Annotated in this window: 17 protein-coding genes; 16 read left to right on the forward strand and 1 reads right to left on the reverse strand. The window is 58.4% G+C overall.

Features of this window, described 5'->3' with window-relative positions:
- Positions 1-234 precede the first annotated feature (234 nt).
- The 16 genes from HZB49_RS22450 (at position 235) to HZB49_RS22525 (ending at position 19689) form a co-directional block, all read left to right on the forward strand.
- Positions 235-1398 carry an acyl-CoA dehydrogenase family protein gene (locus tag HZB49_RS22450; protein ID WP_021075758.1) on the forward strand — a complete coding sequence of 388 codons (1164 nt, stop codon included), beginning with the start codon at positions 235-237 and terminating at the stop codon, positions 1396-1398.
- 88 nt (positions 1399-1486) lie between these two features.
- Positions 1487-3094 carry a carboxyl transferase domain-containing protein gene (locus HZB49_RS22455; RefSeq protein WP_021075757.1) on the forward strand — a complete coding sequence of 536 codons (1608 nt, stop codon included), beginning with the start codon at positions 1487-1489 and terminating at the stop codon, positions 3092-3094.
- A gap of 19 nt (positions 3095-3113) precedes the next feature.
- Complete coding sequence (locus tag HZB49_RS22460) at positions 3114-5111, forward strand: biotin carboxylase N-terminal domain-containing protein (protein WP_021075756.1); 1998 nt, start codon at positions 3114-3116, stop codon at positions 5109-5111.
- Between the two features lie 28 nt (positions 5112-5139).
- Positions 5140-5934: an SDR family oxidoreductase gene (locus HZB49_RS22465; RefSeq protein ID WP_021075755.1), complete on the forward strand. Its 795-nt coding sequence runs from the start codon at positions 5140-5142 to the stop codon at positions 5932-5934.
- Positions 5935-5975: 41 nt separating this feature from the next.
- Positions 5976-6758 carry an enoyl-CoA hydratase-related protein gene (locus tag HZB49_RS22470; RefSeq protein WP_021075754.1) on the forward strand — a complete coding sequence of 261 codons (783 nt, stop codon included), beginning with the start codon at positions 5976-5978 and terminating at the stop codon, positions 6756-6758.
- 32 nt (positions 6759-6790) lie between these two features.
- Positions 6791-7555, forward strand: coding sequence for an enoyl-CoA hydratase/isomerase family protein (locus HZB49_RS22475; RefSeq protein ID WP_021075753.1), 765 nt, complete (start codon positions 6791-6793; stop codon positions 7553-7555).
- A gap of 88 nt (positions 7556-7643) precedes the next feature.
- A complete protein-coding gene (locus HZB49_RS22480) occupies positions 7644-9149 on the forward strand; it encodes an AMP-binding protein (protein WP_021075752.1) in 1506 nt (501 codons plus the stop codon).
- 97 nt (positions 9150-9246) lie between these two features.
- On the forward strand, positions 9247-10119 hold the full coding sequence (locus HZB49_RS22485) for an alpha/beta hydrolase (protein WP_021075751.1): 873 nt from the start codon (positions 9247-9249) through the stop codon (positions 10117-10119).
- Positions 10120-10236: 117 nt separating this feature from the next.
- Entirely contained in the window at positions 10237-10659 is a 423-nt protein-coding gene (locus HZB49_RS22490; protein WP_245325336.1) for a PaaI family thioesterase, read from the forward strand.
- Between the two features lie 122 nt (positions 10660-10781).
- Positions 10782-11582: an ABC transporter ATP-binding protein gene (locus tag HZB49_RS22495; protein WP_035649285.1), complete on the forward strand. Its 801-nt coding sequence runs from the start codon at positions 10782-10784 to the stop codon at positions 11580-11582.
- Positions 11569-13494 carry an AMP-binding protein gene (locus tag HZB49_RS22500; RefSeq protein WP_021075749.1) on the forward strand — a complete coding sequence of 642 codons (1926 nt, stop codon included), beginning with the start codon at positions 11569-11571 and terminating at the stop codon, positions 13492-13494. The genes HZB49_RS22495 and HZB49_RS22500 overlap by 14 nt, the downstream gene beginning before the upstream one ends.
- 3 nt (positions 13495-13497) lie before the next feature.
- A complete protein-coding gene (locus tag HZB49_RS22505) occupies positions 13498-14385 on the forward strand; it encodes a branched-chain amino acid ABC transporter permease (RefSeq protein WP_021075748.1) in 888 nt (295 codons plus the stop codon).
- A gap of 4 nt (positions 14386-14389) precedes the next feature.
- Entirely contained in the window at positions 14390-15463 is a 1074-nt protein-coding gene (locus HZB49_RS22510; protein WP_021075747.1) for a branched-chain amino acid ABC transporter permease, read from the forward strand.
- A gap of 17 nt (positions 15464-15480) precedes the next feature.
- Positions 15481-16287: an ABC transporter ATP-binding protein gene (locus tag HZB49_RS22515; protein WP_021075746.1), complete on the forward strand. Its 807-nt coding sequence runs from the start codon at positions 15481-15483 to the stop codon at positions 16285-16287.
- Between the two features lie 120 nt (positions 16288-16407).
- Complete coding sequence (locus HZB49_RS22520) at positions 16408-17622, forward strand: ABC transporter substrate-binding protein (protein WP_245325337.1); 1215 nt, start codon at positions 16408-16410, stop codon at positions 17620-17622.
- A gap of 318 nt (positions 17623-17940) precedes the next feature.
- Positions 17941-19689 carry an NAD(P)/FAD-dependent oxidoreductase gene (locus HZB49_RS22525; RefSeq protein ID WP_021075744.1) on the forward strand — a complete coding sequence of 583 codons (1749 nt, stop codon included), beginning with the start codon at positions 17941-17943 and terminating at the stop codon, positions 19687-19689.
- A gap of 243 nt (positions 19690-19932) precedes the next feature.
- Here HZB49_RS22525 and HZB49_RS22530 read toward each other — a convergent pair whose 3' ends face one another.
- Positions 19933-20793 carry an alpha/beta hydrolase gene (locus HZB49_RS22530; protein WP_021075743.1) on the reverse strand — a complete coding sequence of 287 codons (861 nt, stop codon included), beginning with the start codon at positions 20791-20793 and terminating at the stop codon, positions 19933-19935.
- Between the last annotated feature and the right edge of the window lie 175 nt (positions 20794-20968).

Raw genomic sequence — 20968 nt, forward strand, 5'->3', positions numbered from 1 at the left:
ATCACAAGCCAGGAAATGCGGGCTCGACGGTCTTCATTATTTTCTAACATTCGTTCGTTTTCGAACGATTGTTAGGTTGAAATCCTAGCCGCTTCTGCCTAAAGATAGCAAGCAATTGATGCTGCCGACCGACAGCCGGCCGCCTCGCAAACAATAAACTCGACGGTGTTCCCGAGAGGGTTTCGAATTCTCAACTTAGAACAACGCGGTTTCGGCCGGCGGCGGAGTTCCCACATGGACTTTGATCTTACGCACGAGCAGCGGCAAATCTACGAATACGGCGATATGGTTGCGAAGCAATTCGATCGCAAATACTGGATGGAATGCGCCGACAAGCACGTATTCCCCCAAGCCCTTTACAGCAAGGTTGCGGAGGATGGCTTCGTCGGAACGATGGTGCCTGAGGAATACGGCGGCTCGGGACAAGGCATGGTCGAGATGCACCTGTTCCTTGAGGGCTTGTCAAACAATGGCATTCCACTGCTAAACCTCGTCGTCGGCGCGGCAATGAGCTTGGGATTCATAGCCAAATACGGCAGCGAAGCGCAGAAATTGCGCTATCTGCCCGATGCGTGTGGCGGCAAGACGCGCTTTTGCTTCGCGATCACCGAGCCTGACGCGGGAACCAACACGATTCGTACTTCCACGATAGCAAAGAAGCGTGGCAATCGCTTCGCGCTGAGCGGTCAGAAGACATTTATCACCGACGCCGATGGCGCGGACTACGCGCTGGTGGTGACGCGAACGACAGCGCATACCGAGGTTCAGAAGAAAACCGATGGCTTCACCCTGTTTGTGGTCGACCTGAAAGCCAAGGGCGTGCAGAAGCAATACATTCCAGTGAGCATTCCGGCCCCGGAAACACAATGGCAGCTGTTTTTCGACGAAGTCGATCTTGGGCCGGAGGACATTGTTGGCGAAGTCGACAAGGGATTCGGCATTTTGTTCAAAAGCCTTAATCCCGAACGCATTCTTGTCGGTTCGATTTCCTGCGGTCTCGGCCGCTATGCCCTGAACCGGGCAGTCGAATACGCCAAGGAGCGGCGGGTTTTCAACAACGTGCCGATCGGATCTTATCAGGGCTTGCAGCATCCCCTGGCCAGCGCCCGCACCGATGTCGAATTGGCATCGCTGATGACACTAAAAGCCGCCTGGATCTTCGATCAGGGCCGCGAAGCCGGCGAATTCTCCAACATGGCAAAACTTGCCGCAGCCGACGCCGGCATCAAGGCGGTGGACACCGCGCTGCAATGCTTCGGCGGCAACGGGTTCACCAAGGAGTACGGCATCTTCGATATCTATCCGCTGGTGCGGCTGTTGAAGACCGCGCCGCTCAATCGCGAAATGATTCTCAACTACATCGGCGAGCACGTGATGGGCTTGCCTCGCAGTTATTAGAGCAAGACCCGGAACGGTGAGGCGCGATTCTACCGGCGATTCGTCTTCAATTGTTCAGAGATCCCCCCAAAGAACGAGGTTGTCTGCAATGGCTCTCATGAAGTCCGATGTGTCCGCTGCGAGCGAAGAGTATCGCCGTAACCGGGACGCTTACGGCTTGAGAATCGCCGATCTGCATGAGCGCCGGGCAGCTGCAATGGTCGGCGGTCCGGAACGGGCGCGGCTGCTGCACAAGGAGCGCAAGCAATTACTGCCTCGCGAACGGATCGCTGCGCTAATTGATCCCGGCTCGCCGTTCCTCGAATTTTGCCAGTTCGCGGGCGAAGGCATGTATGACGGCGTGCCGCCCGGCGGCAGCATCGTCACCGGCGTTGGAATGGTGTCGGGCCGCGCCTGCATGCTGATCGCCAACGACGCCACGGTCAAAGGCGGCACCTACTACGGGATCACCTGCAAGAAGCACGTCCGCGCACAGAAATTCGCCTGGCAACACCGCCTCCCCTGCGTCACCATGGTGCAATCCGGCGGCGCCAACCTGCCGGACCAGCCCAACATTTTTCCCGACGACGGACAGTTCGGATCGATCTTTTACAACCAGATCCGGATGTCGAGCGAGGGTATCGCGCAGATCGCAATCGTCCATGGGCCCTCGACCGCCGGCGGCGCTTACATGCCGGCGCTCTGCGACGAGACCGTCATCATCCGCAATCAGGGCGCCATGTTCCTGGGCGGACCACAACTGGTCTATGCCGCGACCAAGGAAGAAGTCGGCGTCGAAGCGCTCGGCGGCGGTGAAATGCATAGCCGCGTCAGCGGCGTCACCGACCATCTGGCGGAAAGCGACAGCCACGCGATCGCGATTACCCGCGATATCGTCGCCAATCTCGGTGACATTCCCATGCAACGGTGGAACGTGGCGCCACCGCGAGAGCCGCGCTTCGACCCCAAGGATATTTATGGGCTGATCAGCACGGACCCGCGTATCCCCACCAACAATCGAGAGATTGTTGCGCGGTTGGTCGATGGCAGTGAGTTTCACGAATTCAAGCCGCTATATGGCGAGACGCTGATCACCGGCTTTGGCCGCATAATGGGCTTCGAGATCGGGATTCTCTGTAACAACGGGGTGCTGTTTTCCGAATGCGCGCTGAAGGCGACTCACTTCATCGACCTCTGCTGCAAGCGCAATATCCCGCTGCTGTTCATGGCCGACGTCACCGGCTTTATGGTCGGGCGCGAGGCGGAAGAAGGCGGCATCGCCAAGCACGGCGCAAAGATGATCACCGCAATGGCCAGCGCCAACGTGCCGAAATACACGCTGATCATCGGGAATTCCTACGGAGCCGGCTATCTGGCGATGTGCGGCCGTGCCTTCAAACCTCATGCGATGATGATGTGGCCGCACGGGCGCTCCGCGATCATGGGGCCGGATCAGGCCGCCAACACGCTCGCGATGGTCAAGGACGATATCCACAAGCGCGATGGCACGAGCTGGACCGACGAAGAGCGCGAGGCTTATCGCGCTCCGGTTCGCAAGACTTTTGAGGATTTTGCGAACGCCTACAACTTCGCGCGCAACACCTGGTGTGACATGGTGATCGATCCGCTCGAGACCCGCCACGTGATGGCCCTCTTGCTTGATCTCGCCGGCCGTCTGCCACAGCAGGAAACAGACTTCGGCGTGTTCAGGATGTGATGACAGAGGATATCGTTCCGTGTTCAAGAAAATCCTGATTGCCAATCGCGGCGAGATCGCCTGCCGGATCGCGCGAACCTGCCATCGGCTCGGGGTCGCGGTTGCCGGCATTCACTCCACAGCCGACGCCGACGCCTTGCATGTGAAGATGATCGGCGAATCCATAGAGATTGGAGGCGCCGCCGCGTCCGACAGCTACCTGCGGATCGATGCGGTGATTGCCGCAGCGAAAGCGACCGGCGCCCAGGCCATCCATCCCGGCTTCGGATTTCTGGCCGAGAACGCCACGTTCGCCCGCGCCGTCGAGGCGGCAGGTCTGGTTTTTATCGGGCCGACGCCGGACGTGATCGAACGGCTCGGCGACAAGGCCTCTGCCAAGAAAGAGGCTGAGGCGGCCGACGTGCCTATCGTCCCCGGCAGCAAGAAGCCCAGTGAGGATGCTGCCGAGATCGCCCGGATCGTCCAGGAAGTCGGGCTTCCGGTGATGCTGAAGGCAGCGGCCGGCGGCGGCGGCAAGGGTATGCGTGCCGTTTCCGATCTCGATGGCCTTGCCAATGAGATCGAATCGGCCATGCGTGAGGCGAAGAATTCGTTCGGCTATCCCGGACTGATCGTCGAAAAACTGGTCGAACGCGGGCGCCATATCGAAGTGCAGATCGCCGGCGATGGCAAAGGCAACGTGCTTCACCTGCTCGAGCGTGAATGTTCCCTGCAGCGCCGTCACCAGAAGCTCATCGAGGAAGCCCCTGCCGTCAATCTCGCCGCAACGCTTCGCGACAAAATGGCCGCCGACGCGGTGCGGCTCGGCAAGCGCCTGAACTATCGCGGGGTCGGCACTGTCGAATTCATCCTGAGCGGAGACACCTACTATTTTCTGGAAGTAAACCCGCGTCTCCAGGTCGAGCACCCCGTGACCGAGATGGTCACCGGCATCGATATTGTCGAGGTGATGCTCCGCATCGCCGCCGGAGAAGGGCTGCCGTTTACACAAAATGCGGTGACATGTAGCGGGCATGCCGTCGAGGTGCGCATTTGTGCGGAGGATCCGGCAGATAATTTTCTCCCTTGCACGGGAGACCTCGCTTACGTCAAATTTCCCGCCGACGGCGTTCGCGTCGAGACGGGCGTCGAAAGCGGGTCGGTAGTCACGCCGTATTACGACTCGATGCTGGCAAAACTCATTGCCCACGCCGAAACGCGCAATGAGGCGCTCGATAAACTCGAGCGGGCTCTCGACGCGACCTCGATTTTCGGAATTACGACCAATCAAGGATTTCTCAAGCGCTTGCTCGGCCTGCCAGCGACGCGCAGTGCCACCTTTTACACACGCCTGATCGACGAGCAAATCGACCAGTTGGTCGACAAGGCAAAGAATCTGGACGCCGGGGCGTTGGCGCTGGGCGCCTACTTCTGGATGATCCGGCAACGACAGCCCCTCGCAAGGGGGCCGTGGCAGTCGCGCGAAATGACTGGATGGCACATGGCCGCGGGTGGCGACGGATTGTCACCGATTCCGATCCTGCACCTCGAAACCGCGGGCGCAAGCGCGGAGATCCGATTCGCACCGCTCAAGGCCGACGGCTCGATGATTGTCGGCGTCAACGACGAGAAGCTACCGGTCAGACTCATCCCGCTCAAAGACGACTGCTTCACGGCGATTGTCGGCGCGCGGCGTGAGACGGTGCGCATTTATCAGGAAAACCAAACCATCTTTGTCCACCATCGCCGCGGCGTCCACACGCTGACGGCAATCCCCTATCTTACCTACATCAGCGCTGTCGCCGAAACCAGCGGCGAGCTGCGTGCGCCTATGATGGGCATGATCCTGAAGGTCAACGTCGCAGTCGGCGATACGATCAAGGCGGGCGATGTCGCAGCCGTACTGGAATCGATGAAGATGGAGTTGCGGATCAATTGCGAAACCGATGGCGTGGTCACGGCAGTCAATTGCCGGCCGGGCGAGACCGTCGAGCGCAACGCGGTTGTCGTGGTCGTGGAGCCAGAGCAGCAACCGTAATTCAATGACAGAACCGGGAGTGGCAAGTATGGATTTTAATCTGAAGGGCAAATCGGTCGTCGTCACTGGCGGCGGCTCCAACATCGGCCGAGCCATTGTGCTCGGGTTTGCAGCCGAGGGCGCCAACATTACGGTTGGCGATCTCGACCAGGCGCAGGCGGAGAAAGTTGCCGAACTTGCGCGGAAGAACGGCGCTGCCAGCATTCAGGTAATCAAGACCGACGTGACCGATTTCGATCAGGTAAACGCCATGTTCAAGGCCGCTACCGATAAGCATGGCACGGTCGATGTGCTCGTCAATAACGTAGGCTGGGATCAGCTGATGTTCTTTACGCAAACAACGCCCGAGTTCTGGGACAAGATTATCAAGATCAACTACGTCGGCGTGCTTAACTGCACCAAATGTGCGCTCGATATCATGATTCCGAAGGGTGCCGGCGCTATCGTGTCGATCAGTTCCGACGCAAGCCGCTCGGGCGAGCCGCGCGAGGCGGTCTATGGTGGCGTCAAGGCCGCCGTTAATTCTTTCATGAAGACCATTGCCAAAGAGAACGGCCGCTATGGCATCCGCTGCAACGTCGTTTGTCCTGGCGTCACTGTTCCCGTGGATACGGAAGAAGTCGGCGCCAACAGCATGTGGACAAAGCCAGACTCAATGTTCACGGCGGAGCAATTCGAGAAAGTCGCCAAGGCGCTGCCGCTGCGCAAGCTGGGTCGCCCAAACGATATTGCCAATGCCGTAGTGTTCCTCTCGTCCGCCGCCGCAGGTCATGTCACCGGCCAGGTCCTGTCGGTGTCAGGCGGATACACCATGATCGGCTGACGTCGGCCGTTAATTTCGCCAGAACAAAATGGAGTTCCATCGTGTCCGAAAAAGAGATCTTGTACGACGTCAAGGACTACGTCGCGACCATCACCATCAATCGGCCAAAGACCCTCAACGCCTTTACCGGCGATAACATCGTAGAGATGGAGCGGCTGATCCTCGAGGCAACCGCAGACAAAACAGTTGGCGTCATCGTCCTCACCGGCTCCGGCGAGCGCGCGTTCTGCGTCGGCGGCGACGTCAACTGGGAGAAGGACGCCGGCGGCAAGAGCGGGCTCGAAGGACTGAAATTCAACTTTAACCGCCACATCGTCGAATGCCCGAAACCGGTGATCGCGCGTGTCAACGGTTACGCGATTGGCGGCGGACACCACATCGCCTATTTCTGCGATTTCACCATCGCCGCGGAGCATGCGATCTTTGGCCAGAATGGTCCACGTGTCGGCTCCCCGGCCGGAGGCTACATCGTCTCGCACAGCGCCAATGTGCTTGGCCACAAGCGCGCGCGAGAGCTCTGGATGCTGGCGCGACGCTACACCGCCAAACAAGCGCTCGACTGGGGACTGGCCAATTCCGTCGTTCCGATGGCCGAACTTGACGTCGAGGTGCGGAAGTATTGCGACGAACTCCTGGCTTTGAGCCCCACTTGCCTGAAGATTCTGAAGCGCTCATTCTACTATCACATGGCGCCGATCATGGAGCGCGACATGGATGACCTCGTCCGCGAGGTCGCACCCGCCTATTTTACGACACAAGAACAGCAGGAAGGCGCCAATGCATTCCTCGAGAAGCGCAAGCCGGATTTCAGCGCGTTTCGCTAAAGACAGGGCGCTATAACGTAAGGGAGACTGCGATGAGACTAGGCAGCGTCAACTATGAAACTAAAGGGAAGATCGCCATCCTTACGCTGGACGAGCCGGGCAAGCTTAACGCACTCAGCACAGGCATCCGTGAGGGTATTCTGGATGGCCTGAAGAAAGTGGATGCAGACGACAACGTCCGCGTCGCCATCATCACCGGCAACGGGGACAAGGCATTTTGCGCGGGCGCCGATATTAGCGGCTTCAACTTTGATCCGGACAAAGTACGCAAGTTTATGATCGAGGCTTTGGCGGTATTAGCGGCACCGGAAAATTGCCGCAAACCCGTAATCTCCGCCGTCAATGGTATTGCGTTCGGCGGTGGCTTTGAACTCGCGATCGCTTCAGACTTTATCATCGCATCGGATCGCGCACGCTTCGCGGTACCGGAGATCAAGCTCGGACTACTGCCCGGTTTTGCGATTGTACGCCTGCACGATATGGTCGGCCGCGCCAAGGCCAAAGAAATGAGTATCCTCGGCGATCCAATCAGCGCGGATGAGGCATTCAGACTAGGCCTCGTACTACGTGTGGTTCCTCACGGCGATCTGCTCACGGACGCCCTGGCATTTGCCGAACGAATTGCATCAAAACCAAAGCTTGCGGTGCAGATGGCCAAATCGTTTTACAACCGCGGCCTCGGTGGAGATGAGATACGGCACGCCATCGATGGTTTTCCGCTCCTATTCATGCATCGAGACGCACAGGAAGGTATCGCTGCCTTTCTCGAAAAACGTGAGCCAAAATTCGAGAGTTGACAAAGCGCGCTGCGAGCGACGGCTTCGAAGACCTTCTTCGAGTGGAGCACTTTGCGGTAGATAGATCGTGCATAACATCGAGGACTCGATGCCCCTGAAAGAATTTACTTTCCTCGACGTGTACCGCCGCAATGCGGAATTTTTTCCCGACCGCACCGCGTTCGTTTTTGAAGGCCAGCGCATCACCCATCGTGAATATCTGAAAAGGGTCGAGCGGCTGGCGGCGGGCCTAGCACGCGAGGGCGTAAAATCCGGTGACCGCGTCGCCATCCTTTCGCAAAACTCGCTCGAAATGATCGATGTGATCGGAGCGGTCGCACGGCTCGGCGCGATCCTGCTGCCGGTTAATTTCCGGCTCAACGCCGAAGAAATCGGCTACGTCCTCGCCGACGGTGCGCCGGTGCTGGTTGTGGCGGGGGCAGAATACCAGGAGATTATCGCGGCTCTAAAACCGTCGCTACCTTCGGTCCGGAGCTATTTTGGCATCGGCAAGCACACTGCGCCGTTTGCGCCGCTCGCAAATCTTGCGGCTTCGGACGCGTCGATGTCTGACGTGAACTTCAGCGCCGATGATGGCTTCGTAATCATTCACACCGCCGCCGTCGGCGGGCGGCCGCGCGGCGCGCTGTTGTCGCAAGCCAACCTTCTAACGGCGCACAGCTCGCTGGTGCAGGCCTGGAGCCTGACCGAGCGCGACGTCAATCTTGGTGTGCTGCCGCTGTTCCACGTCGCCGGCCTTGGCCTGATGCTGACGGTACAGCAGGCTGGCGGCGCCAGCGTCATCGCTTCGAAATTCGACCCGCAACAGGCGGTTTGCGACATTGCCGCCGAGAGGGTGACCGTCATGTCGGAGTTCGCGCCGATGCTGGCGGGCCTGATGGATCAGGCCAAGGGCGACGAATTGAAGACGTTGCGTGCTGTGACCGGACTGGATACCCCGGCGACGATTGAACGCTTCGAGAAAGCGTGCCCCCACGCGGTATTCTGGGCAGCCTTCGGACAGTCCGAGACATCGGGCCTCGCAACGCTGTCGCCCTACCGCAACCGGCCAGGATCAGCTGGGCGCCCCCTGTTCTGGCGCACCATTACGGTCGTCGACAGCGCCGACAAACCAAGGCCCACCGGACAAACCGGCGAGATCGTGGTGCGTGGTCCCACCGTTTTTAAAGGCTACTGGAATAACGACGCCGATACTGCCCACACCTTCCGTAATGGCTGGCATCACACCGGCGACATCGGCTATTTCGATGCCGATGGCTATCTCTGGTATGCCGGCCGTGCTCCCGAGAAAGAGCTGATCAAGACGGGTGGGGAGAACGTCTACCCGGCGGAGGTCGAAAACGCGATTCTCCAACATCCAGATATCGCCGACGTCGTGGTCATCGGCGTGCCTGATCCCCAGTGGAGCGAAGCCATCAAAGCGATCTGCGTGCGCCGAACTGGCGCGAATGTCACCGCCGACGAGCTCATCGACTTCGTCGCCGGAAAGATCGCACGCTACAAGAAGCCAAAGCACATTGTTTTCGTCGATCAACTGCCGAGGACCGCCAAGGGCGAAATCGATCGCGCCGCAGTCAAATTCGACAACTCTTAGAGAGGACTTGGCGATTGCCAGGTGTTGCGCGTTATTTCGAGGTGCCGTTTCAATAAGGAACAACTTGAGCGCGGTGTGACGATAGTTGAGGACGCAAGTGAAAAAACAGAAGATTTTTTGCGGGGCTCAGGGACACGCGATTGTAGCCGACGTGTTTGGTGAGGGTTCGCCGATTTTGCTGGCGCACGGAGGGGGCCAGACCCGCTTGGCGTGGACTCGAACTGCACGGGCCTTGATGCAGGCAGGATATAGTGCAATTGCGATGGATTTGCGTGGCCACGGGGAAAGTGCATGGTCGCCATCGGGCTCTTACCAACTCGACGACTTTGCGATGGATCTCCTTGCGATGTCTGATCAACTAGACGAGAAACCAGCTCTCGTCGGCGCTTCCCTCGGCGGCCTGGCGGGCTTGATAGCCGAAGGTGAACTTCGCTCAGGATCCTTCACTTCGCTTACGCTTGTAGATATTACACCAAATATGGAGCCGGTCGGCGTTGCGCACGTCCTGGATTTCATGAGGGCACATTTGGCGGACGGCTTTGCTTCGCCCGATGAAGCCGCCGAGGCGATCGCCAACTATTTGCCAAATCGACGGCGACGGAAAGGCTCGGAGAGCCTCGACCGCTATTTGAGACGATGCGATGACGGACGTCTTCGCTGGCACTGGGATCCGCGCTTCATAACTTCTGTGACAAATGGCAAAGTGGGCCAGTCCGAAAACCGACTGACCGACGCTGCCAAAAACCTTAAGCTGCCGATTCACCTGATACGTGGAGGATCAAGCAATTTGGTAAGCGTGGATGCTGCGCAAGAGTTTCTTCGACTTGCTCCCCACTCTGCGTACACCGATATTGCCGGCGCGGGTCATATGGTCGTTGGCGATCGAAATGATGCATTTACTGAGGCCGTCGTCAGTTTCTTTCGAGGACCGCAGATATCACAACGTAATGGCGATACACGCGACGATTAGCCCCGCAATCGAAGTCGACCCATTTTGTGAGAGCTTTGTCGAAGGAATGAACCAGTGATAGCCGGTGGTGGCATGTCAGTGCTTGATTGCTGAAAGAAAATACATAGGAGCGAACGAGTGAATGAGACTGGCCCCCCCAACGAAGAGACTATTGCTGAATTTCAAAAGGCGTTGATGATTTCGCCGTTCCACCGGTGGCTGGGATTGAAAGCCATCATGGTCGCTCGTGAACAAATCGAAATTTCTCTACCTTGGCGCGAGGAATTTGTTGCCAATACTGCAATCGAAGCAACTCACGGTGGAATCCTGGCAGCCCTGATCGATTTAACGGGCCTTTACGCCGTTCGCGCAGCCGGGGGTATTGTAAGTGCTACGGCAGATCTTCGGGTCGATTATCATCGGCCGGCCACCCGCGGGACAGTTCTCGCTCGCGGCATGGTGGTCAAACTGGGGCGCCGGATAAGCACTGCCGACGTACGCGTGACCGATACCAGCCGAGTTCTCTTAGCCAGTGGGCGGGGCGCATATCTCGCACAATGAGGCGTGTACGGTCGTTTGGCCAATTGCAACGCACCATTCTTCAGTTGCCCAAATGCCTAACAGACGTTAGATTTGGAAACTGAAAGTGTTCTTAACAGATTGACCTTCAAACGGGATTCAAGTTGACCCTCAAGGATCGCGGCGGCGACGCCCCAGTACTCGAATGCCGGTCTGTCGAGCGACGCTTTAGCGGCATTGTCGCGCTGAACGGAATCGATATGCGGATCGAGCGCGGCGAGATATTCGGCCTTGTCGGCCCCAACGGATGCGGCAAGACCACCCTCACCAACGCAATCACCGGATTTTATCCGCCACAGCGTGGACATATTCTGCTGAACGGCCGGGACATCACGGGCCTGGCGCCACACTATGTCGCGACGTTGGGAGTTGCCCGCACCTTCCAGAACCTGGCGCTCTTCAATGGTATGAGCGTACTCGATAACATCCTTCTGGGCCGTCACATTCACATGAAACCCAGTGTAGGACGTACGGCGCTCTATTGGTGGCTTGCCCGCAGCGACGAGACGTTGAACCGCGCCGCGGTCGAAGACGTGATCGATTTTCTGCAGCTTGAAGGCGTACGCGACGAACTGGTCGACGGGATTCCGATCGGCCTGAAGAAGCGGGTCGAATTGGCGCGCGCTTTGGCCGCCGAGCCCAGCTTCCTTATCCTCGACGAGCCGATGGCGGGGATGAACCAGGAAGAAAAGGAATACATGGCGCGCTTCATCCTGGATGCACGCGATGAACGCAATGTCACCGTGCTGCTGATCGAGCACCACATGGACGTCATCACGGGCATTTGCGATCGCATGCTGGCGTTGAACTATGGCGAAATGATCGGCAGCGGCGTGCCGGCCGACGTCGTCGCCGACCCAAGGGTGATCGAGGCATACATCGGGGGTGCGCATGTCGCGCGCTGAACCGGCCTTGGCCTGGAATTTCGAAACCGATACCACGCTGATCCGCGTTCTGGCGCAGAATGCCGAAGTCTTTCCCGATCGTGTCGCGATGCGCGAGAAAGACAAGGGCATCTGGAATCAGACGACGTGGCAGCAGCTGCTCGAGATCGTGCTTTGCTGCGCCGCTGGTCTCGAAGAACTGGATTTCAAGGCGGGCGACGTCATGCTGGTGCTGGGCGACAACCGCCCTCGGCTCTACGCGGGGATGCTGGCCGCTGGCGCCCTCGGTGGGTACGCGATGCCGGCCTTCCCCGATGCAACCCTCGATGAAATTCGCCACTTCGTTCATGAGGCGGGCGCGCGTTTCGCGCTGGCCGAAGACCAGGAACAAGTGGACAAAATACTCGATCTGCGCGAGCAAGGCGCGACGATCGAGCATATTATCTACGACGATCCGCGTGGACTGGCCGCTTACGCCAATCCAGGCCTGATCTCATGGGACACGCTTCAGGCAAAGGGCGCGGAGCTAGTCATCCGCAACCCCAATCTCCGAAACGAGCTGATCGCCCGCGCGCAGCCCGAGGGCCCGGCCGTGTTCGTGCATTCCTCCGGGAGCACCGGCAAGCCCAAGGGGGTGGTGCTGTCGCATCGTAACCTGTTGGCCGGCGTTCGAAATGCCTATCGAGGCGGAGCGTTCCAGTTCGGCGAGAGCATTCTGGCCTATCTGCCGATGGCCTGGGTTGGCGACTTCGCGGTGACGATGGGCGCCGGAATCGCCCTGCACTTCACGATCAATATTCCAGAGCGGCAGGAGACCGTGCTGCAAAACCTGCGCGAGATTGCGCCGACTTTCTATCTGGCCGCACCGCGCAGCTGGGACAATCTATTGACCACCATCCAGGTGCGCATGGAAGATTCCTCGTGGCTGAAGAGGCTGGTCTACAAGTTTTTTATGGCGTTGGCCATTTCAGCCGAAAAACGCAAGCTCGAAGGCGGTCAGCCGACACTCAAGCAGTGGTTGTTGAGCCCAATAGGCGAGTGGCTGGTCTATGGACCGATCAAGGACCAATTCGGCCTGACCCGGCTGCGTGGCGCCTTCACCGGCGGTGAAGCGATGGGCGAGGATACGTTCGTCTTTTACCGCGCGCTCGGCATCAAATTGCGCCAACTCTATGGCCAGACTGAAACCAGTGCCTACAATGCCATCCAGGATCTCAACGAGGTAAGGCTCCACACCGTCGGACGTCCCCTGCCGGGCGTCGATATCCGGATAAGCGACGCCGGCGAAATCCTGGTCCGCTCGGGCAGCGTGTTCAGCGGATACTTCAAGCAGGACGAGGCCACGCGCGAAAGCCTCGAAGACGGCTGGTTACACACCGGAGATGCAGGTTACCTCGAACCTGACGGGCACCTCGTGGTGCTGGGGCGCCTGTCGGACATCGTGCACACCGCGAAGGGCGAGCGCTATATTCCCAACTATATTGAGAACCGGCTCAAGTTCAGTCCGTACATTAAGGATGCTGCGGTACTCGGAAGCGGCCGCGATACGCTGTCAGCCATTATTTGCATCGACAAGGAAGCTGTCGGCCTTTGGGCCGAACTGCGCGGCATTTCCTACATCTCCTATGCCGACCTGTCGCAGAAGCCGCAGGTCATCGCCCTGATCGCCGCCGCGGTGAAGCACGTTAACAGTGCACTGCCGCACGGCTTGCAGTTGCGGAAATTCGTCTGCCTGCACAAGGAATTCGATGCCGACGACGGCGAAATCACCAGAACCCGAAAGATTCGACGTAACGTCGTGGAGGAGCGCTACAAACCGATCATCGACGCCATCTACGGGCATCAAAACACAGTGCTGATGAAGGCAAAGGTCAGCTACGAGTCAGGCGAAGTCGGCGTCATCGAACGCACACTGTCGGTACAGGAGGCCTGAAGAATGGACGCGATATCGTTGATGGAATCTGCTGCCAACGGCGCGCTTATTGGCTTGATGTATTCACTTGTCGCGATGGGAATCGTCCTGATCTACAAATCGTCATCGGTGCCTAATCTTGCACAGGGCTCGATGACGATGCTGGCCGCTTATGTCCTGCTCGCGTTCGCCAACAGCGCGGGCGCACCGATCTGGGCCGCGATTTCGCTGGCGATCATAACAATGTTCATCATCGGAATGGCCATCGAACGGGTGGCGCTGCGGCGCCTCGCCGGCCGCCCCATCATCATGATCCTGATGATGACGCTTGGCCTGGAGATTTTCCTGCGAGCCGGCTCGATGACCATTTGGGGCGGTACCACGCGACCCATGAATCTGGGCATCAGCGATGCCCCGCTTTTTCTCGGTCCATTATTGATCAATCGTGCTTACGCTTTTGGAGCGGTGGTCACAATTGCGATGTTCGGTTTTTTCGTGCTGTTCTTCCGGAGCCGGATGGGTGTGGTTTTGCGTGCGATTTCCGATGATTATACGGCGGCCTGGTCGGTCGGCATTTCGGTCGAGCGCGGCGTCGCGCTGTCTTGGGCCATGTCGGCGGTGGTCGCGACGATTGCCGGTGTGCTCTGGAGTTCGGTACAGGGCGTCGATCAATCGCTCGCGCAACTGCTGCTCAAGGGCGTGACCGTAGCCGTTTTGGGCGGACTGGACAGTATAGGAGGCGCGTTGCTCGCCGGCGTCCTGCTCGGCGTCGTCGAGGGAATTGCATCCAGCGTTCTCGATCCCCTGTTGGGTGGCGCGAGTCGCGATCTTGTCGATGCGGCAATGCTGATCCTGACCATCTTGATCCGACCGCACGGACTTTTCGGTCGCCACGACATCGAGAGGGTCTAGGATCATGCTATTCCGTCAAGCCGGGATTTTTCATACGGATTACAGCGCCGACCGCGCACTGTTTCCGATCCCCGCCGATCGATGGATGATTGGTATTCTGCTATTGCTGGCGCTGGCCGCGCCGATCTACATGAACACGCTTTATCTCAGCAGTTACTTGCTGCCTTGGCTTGTCTGGACTGCGGGCGCGCTCGGTCTCAATTTGATCCTCGGATGGGCGGGGCAATTTCATTTGGGCTACGCAGCGGTGATGGGAATCGGCGCCTACGCCGCGGTTCATGCCACAAGGGCGGGCATACCGTGGGAGATTGCCATCGTCCTCGCGGGAATAACAGCAGCGGTTATCGGAAGTGTGTTCGCTTTTGCCGCACTGCGCGTGAAAGGCCTGTATCTGGCGCTCAGCACGCTCGCCTTGCAGTTCGTGATGGACTGGACGATTTCGCACGTACCCGCGATCAGCGGCGGCACACAGGCCACGTTGCAGGCACCTGACATCCGCCTGCTGGGCTGGGCTGTCACCTCCGATGCAGGACTCTATTACGTCGCCCTCGTCTGGTGCGTGCTGGTTACGTCCTTCATGCTCAATCTGCGGCGCACCGCGCTCGGCCGCGCTCTGGTCGCTGTTCGGGAGAAAGATTACGCAGCCGCGGTCATCGGCGTGAACAGCTTCTACTTCAAACTGGTGGCGTTCGCGACATCCTCGTTCATCGGTGGCGTGAGCGGAGCCATCCTGATCGGTACATTTTACCATGCCGTAACCCCCGAGCAGTTTTCCGTCGACGTCTCAATTCAGGCGTTGGCGATGGTCATCGTGGGCGGGCTGGGCAGCATCATCGGCAGTTATTTCGGCGCCGCGTTCATTCTGCTGATGCCGGGCGTTATGAACAGTTTCATCTCCTGGGCGGCAACCAAGTTCGGGTTCTCGCTGGGTATCGAAACTCTGGCTCATCTACCCCAAGCTTTCTATGGCGCGCTTATTATCGGGTTTCTCCTGATTGAACCGCTGGGGCTTGGGAAGATCTACAACAACATTCGGGACTATCTTCTGGTATGGCCTTTCGGCTACACGAAGAAATAGCGGGAAGCACGAACGCCATGAATGCACCCATTGCCGCTAAGATACTGTCCCTCAACAATATTGAGGTCGTCTACGACCACGTTTCGCTTGCGATCAAAGGTGTTTCGATCGATGTGCCCGAGGGCGGAATGGTGGCCCTGCTCGGCGCCAATGGCGCGGGAAAGAGTACGACGCTGAAATCGATCAGCGGTTTGCTCACGGCCGAGCGGGGCGAGGTGCGGCGGGGCGAATTGCAGTTCCGCGGCCAAAGCCTTGGCGGCCTGATGCCGCAGGACCGCGTCAAGCTGGGGATCGCCCACGTGCTCGAAGGGCGTCGGGTGTTCGAACATCTCACGCCCGACGAAAACTTGATCGCGGCTTCGGCGTTGCATAGCCGCCAGGACATGAACCGCAACAAGGACCGGGTTTACAGTTATTTCCCACGTCTGCACGAGCGCCGGACCGTCGCGTCGGGTTATCTCTCCGGCGGCGAACAGCAAATGCTCGCAATCGGCCGTGCTCTGATGACCCAGCCAAAACTATTGATGCTCGACGAACCCAGCCTGGGACTGGCTCCTTTTCTCGTGGCTGAGATCTTCCAGATCCTCGGCCGCATCAACCGCGATGAAGGACTTTCGATATTGCTGGTTGAGCAGAACGCCATTGCCGCGCTCGAAATTGTCTCCCACGGCTATCTGATCGAAAGCGGTCGCATCGTGATGCACGACAGTGCGGCTGCATTGAAGAAAAATCCCGACATTCAGGAATTTTACCTGGGAGGCGCGCAAAACAAGAATTTTCGTGACATCAAACATTATAGCCGGCGGAAACGTTGGCTGACCTGACGATCACCAGATGTGCGTCGTTCGATAAAGCTGGGATGATTAAGAATTTCCTGAGTTCGCTCAGTCAACCAAGGAAGGATCGCTAAAATGAGATTACTATCTATACTAGGCGGACTAGCGTTGGCGCTGCTCAACGTCGTGCCGGCAGCCGCGGCCGATCCTGTGCGCTTCGCGCTGTGCTATGACCTGAGCAAGGCCTATACGTTCGTCACGCCGCAGATTGCCCAAGCTGTGCGCGACTATGCCGACCTTCTCAATGCGAAGGGAGGTCTCGAAGGCCATCCGATCGAAATTATCGTGCAGGACCACGGCAACGAGCCGCAGCGCGGCATCGAATGCTACGAACGCTTGAAGCGCGAAGGCGTGATGGTGTTCGACATGTTGTCGACGCCGGTATCGCGCGCGGTCCTTCCGCGCATTATGAAGGATGGCAACATCCTGATCCAGTCACTGGTCGGTCGAGGGGATGCGGTCGATGGCAACGTGTTCAAATGGGTATTTCCGATCGGGCCGACCTACTGGGGTCAGGCCGCCAATGACATTGAATACATCAAACAAAAGTCCGGCGGAAATCTGAAGGGCGTCAAGGTCGCGTTCTTTTATATCGATTATCCGTTCGGACAGGAACCGATCGGTATTCTGAAGACGCTGGCGCAGAAGGAGGGTTTCGAGTTGCAGCTCGTGCCGTATCCGCTGCCGGGCAACGATCAGGCCTCGGCATGGACGCAGATCCGTCGTCTTAACCCCGACTGGATTGTGAGCTGGAGCCTGTCGAATATGCATGTGATCGCATCGCGCGAGATGAAGCGCAATGGGATCTCGATTGAAAAGTATATCGCTGTTAATTGGCTCAACGAGGTCGATATCAAGAATATTGGACCCGATGTCGCTAAGGGATTGAAACGCGGCACCAACGTCGCCGGCGGCTCATATCAGCCGTTGGTTCAGCAGATTATCAAGGAGCTTTACGACAGGGGCAAAGGCAACGGTGATCGCAAATTTACCGAGGACGTCTATTACAACACTGGTCTTGCGATCTACTCGATCGCATTCGAAGGCGCACGGCTTGCGATCAAGAATGGCGGCTGGCCGCTAACACCCGATAAAATTAAGACTGGTCTTGAGAGTCTGAAAAATTACGATGCTAACGGGCTGATTGCACCTATTACAGTCACGGCACAGGATCATGGCGGCGGCGGCAAGACACGCATTGAAATGTGGGATGGAGAGAAATGGGTTGCACAAACCGATTGGATCGCTGGCTTTCAAGACGAGGTTTGGAGCGTAGTGAAGGAACAGTCGGCGGACTTCGCCAAATCTGAGACGCAAAAATGAACTGTCTCTGGCCGGCGAAGTCGATTTACCGACGTTGCCGGCCAAGTTGGCGCTGATTCCATTCCATTGCAAATATCTCCGATGCCGTCCGCCTGCGGCATATAGCTAGCCAGCTCTGCGTTTCGATCCGCCATGTACCAGCTTCGGCCACTGGTGGATTGCCCTGCCCGCCTACCAAAATATAAGACTCAGGACTTAATAGGCGAGCCGGGGTACGAGATGCATTTCTCGGGCTTTATTTGCGAACCCTCTGGCGCCTGCGGAGAACGAACTTATCTCGATTAGCTTAGTCGACCTGCAAAGGAGACGACACGAGTCATGATTGCCGACAACACAACGCGACAAGAGCGCCCAGGCGAAATGGGAGCGGTTTTCGACGCTGTTATCGTGGGTGCGGGCTTTGCCGGGATGTACATGCTGCATCGCCTGCGCGGGCTTAGCTTCTCGGCACGGGTCTTCGAGGCCGGCAGTGGCGTGGGTGGCACCTGGTATTGGAACCGCTATCCAGGTGCACGCTGCGACGTCGAGAGTATGCAGTACTCATTCTCCTTCTCCGAGGAGCTGGACCAGGAGTGGAACTGGTCGGAGAAATACGCGCCGCAGGCCGAGATCCTTTCCTACGCCAACCACGTTGCCGATCGTTTCGACCTGCGCCGGGATATCGTGTTCGACACGCGTGTCACCGCGGCGACGTTCGACGAAGACGCCGGGTGCTGGCTGATCGAGACCAACCGCGGCGACAGGGTTTTGGCCAGATTCTGCATCATGGCGGTCGGCTGCCTGTCGGCACCGAACCGGCCAAACTTCAGGGGCATGAAGAACTTTCGCGGTCCGATCTACCACACCGGCGAATGGCCGCATGAAGGCGTCGACTTTACAGGATTGCGGGTCGGCGTGATCGGCACCGGCTCCTCGGCGATTCAGTCGATCCCAATCATCGCGCAGCAGGCGGCGCACCTCACGGTATTCCAGCGCACGGCGACGTGGTCCGTGCCGGCGCGCAACGAGAGCCTGACGTCTGAATATTTGCAGGCGGCCAAGGCGGATTATCCGGCGTTGCGGGCCAAGGCACGCGGACGCCCGACCGGCTTCTATTTTCCTTTCAACATGAAGCCGGCGCTGGAGGCTGCACCCGAAGAGCGCGAACGGCAATACGAGGAAGCCTGGACCCGCGGCGGCCTGCCCTTCCTCGGCGCCTTCGGCGATCTGCTGTTCGAGAAGGCCGCCAACGACACCATCGCCGACTTCGCCCGCCGCAAGATTCGCGGCATCGTGAAGGACCCGGCGACGGCCGACCTGCTGTGTCCGGACAACGTGTTCGGCTGCAAGCGGCTCTGCGTCGATACTTCCTACTTCGAGACCTACAATCTGGAGCACGTCAAACTGGTCGACGTGTCCAAGACGCCGATCGAACGCTTCACGCCTGACGGCATCGAGGTCGACGGGGTCGCGTATCCACTGGACACCGCCGTCTGCGCCACCGGCTTTGCCGCGATGACGGGTTCGTTCGACAAGATTGCGATCACCGGCCGCAAAGGTTTGACGCTGGCCGAGAAGTGGCGCGCCGGCCCGCGCGCCTACCTCGGGATCGCCTCCGCCGGCTTCCCCAATTTGTTCACGATCACCGGTCCCGGTAGTCCCTCAGTGCTCGCCAGCATGATCCAGGCGATTGAGCAGCATGTCGACTGGCTGGCCGACTGCATGGCCCACATGCGCGACGTCGGGGCCGCGACCATCGAGCCGAAGCGCGAGGACGAGGACGCCTGGGTCGAGCACGTCACTGACGTATCGACTGTTTCGCTGCGATCGACCTGCAGCTCCTGGTATGTCGGCACCAACATCCCCGGCCGGCCGCGCGTCTTCATGCCGTATATCGGCGGCTTCCCGGTCTATGTGCAGAAATGCAACGAGGTGATGAGTGCCGGCTTCGATGGCTTTGTGCTGGAAGGCGCACCGGCCAGCAACGCGGCGCCCCAGGTGCGCTACACCGAGCGCTGGCGGGTGCCGATCGACATCGACGTCATTTCACCGGCCGCCGTCGCCGCCAAACGTGTCCCAGTAGTCTGAAGAGTGATCAACACATGGCTGTTATGTGGGTTGGAAGCAGTTATCGTCAATGTCCACTTTTCCGCGATTGATTCCCGGGTCGTCTCCGTGATTTCCAATGGAATGGCGCCGCATGTTTTCCGCTGAACAACCGATGCTTGGCGCCACGATCCAGTCGCGCGCAATCACGTTGGGCGGCCTCATGGCAATCGTCGCGCCGGCGCAACAGTAAAATCGCTCAATCGATCCGCGGCGATAGCCACGCTAGGAATTATCAAACTCACTCATAATCAGCCGAGATAGTGCTTCTGGCCGTTCCATTGGAAGAAAATGGCTATTCTCCGGAAAATTGAATACGCGAGTTTGAGGTGCAAGTTCGACAATCTTCTTCGCATCGACATCACTTACAGTGCTAAATCGCGAGCCGTAGGCCAACAGTAACTTGCCTTTGTAACGTGGAAGAATGTCCCAAAAATCGGTCGTCGCGGCCTGGAAGGTTGCAGCTTCCCAGGATGGATTACACGCCAGCCGGATTTGATCGTTAGCTAGGAATACCAACCCACCCTCAAGATAATCTTCAAGAAATCCGTCTTGCCAAGTGGCGAACATTGCTTTCTTTGCATAAGACTCGCGGATCTCCGGCAGGGACGCCCATGTCGATCGGCGCTTGCGCGCCTGGATTGCAATATCGAAGTCCACGATGCGCCCCTCCCGCCGCTCGCTCGCAACTCGATACGCCCTCTCGAACGGGACAAATGACGGCTCGAGCAAGCCCACCCCGAGCACCAAGTCTGGCCGTCGGGCCGCCAGCATCACACTGACGGTTGCACCGATCGAATGACCCACGAGGAAGGCAGGCTCCTTGTAAACGCCAAGAAGCTCCTCAAGATCCAATTCATAGGTCTCCCAACTTGTTAGCCTTTCCGGAATTGCTGGCAATGTGGTGCGTCCATGTCCACGCGCGTCGGACGCGACGACACGGAAGCTTGCTGATAGCTGCTCCAGAAAGCGTCGATACGTTTCCGCATTGAAGCCGGTCGCATGTGCGAAATGCAGAAGCGGAGCGCAGCTATTCACGTTGTCCGACGTCAACGTCGCAATTTTGCCAACCCTAGAAGCGATCATTCTCAAATTGCCCGTCCTGCGCTCTTTTGATCCCACTCGTCGGCCGCACGATCTACACTCGCGGGTTGCGCCATGAGCAGCCGTAGCTGAGCCTGAAGGATCGCCAGATCGTCTATCGTGAAGTCAACCCACATGGCTGCTTAAACATCATCAGCTTTGCGGCGGAGCTTCTTTA

It is taken from the genome of Bradyrhizobium sp. (assembly GCF_016219575.1).
In the GTDB taxonomy this organism is placed as follows: domain Bacteria; phylum Pseudomonadota; class Alphaproteobacteria; order Rhizobiales; family Xanthobacteraceae; genus Bradyrhizobium.

Coding starts and splice junctions, on each gene's coding strand:
- HZB49_RS22450 (WP_021075758.1), top strand. CDS start 235: ATGGACTTTGATCTTACGCACGAGCAGCGGCAAATCTACGAATACGGC.
- HZB49_RS22455 (WP_021075757.1), top strand. CDS start 1,487: ATGGCTCTCATGAAGTCCGATGTGTCCGCTGCGAGCGAAGAGTATCGC.
- HZB49_RS22465 (WP_021075755.1), top strand. CDS start 5,140: ATGGATTTTAATCTGAAGGGCAAATCGGTCGTCGTCACTGGCGGCGGC.
- HZB49_RS22475 (WP_021075753.1), top strand. CDS start 6,791: ATGAGACTAGGCAGCGTCAACTATGAAACTAAAGGGAAGATCGCCATC.
- HZB49_RS22480 (WP_021075752.1), top strand. CDS start 7,644: ATGCCCCTGAAAGAATTTACTTTCCTCGACGTGTACCGCCGCAATGCG.
- HZB49_RS22500 (WP_021075749.1), top strand. CDS start 11,569: ATGTCGCGCGCTGAACCGGCCTTGGCCTGGAATTTCGAAACCGATACC.
- HZB49_RS22505 (WP_021075748.1), top strand. CDS start 13,498: ATGGACGCGATATCGTTGATGGAATCTGCTGCCAACGGCGCGCTTATT.
- HZB49_RS22510 (WP_021075747.1), top strand. CDS start 14,390: ATGCTATTCCGTCAAGCCGGGATTTTTCATACGGATTACAGCGCCGAC.
- HZB49_RS22515 (WP_021075746.1), top strand. CDS start 15,481: ATGAATGCACCCATTGCCGCTAAGATACTGTCCCTCAACAATATTGAG.
- HZB49_RS22525 (WP_021075744.1), top strand. CDS start 17,941: ATGATTGCCGACAACACAACGCGACAAGAGCGCCCAGGCGAAATGGGA.
- HZB49_RS22530 (WP_021075743.1), bottom strand. CDS start 20,793: ATGATCGCTTCTAGGGTTGGCAAAATTGCGACGTTGACGTCGGACAAC.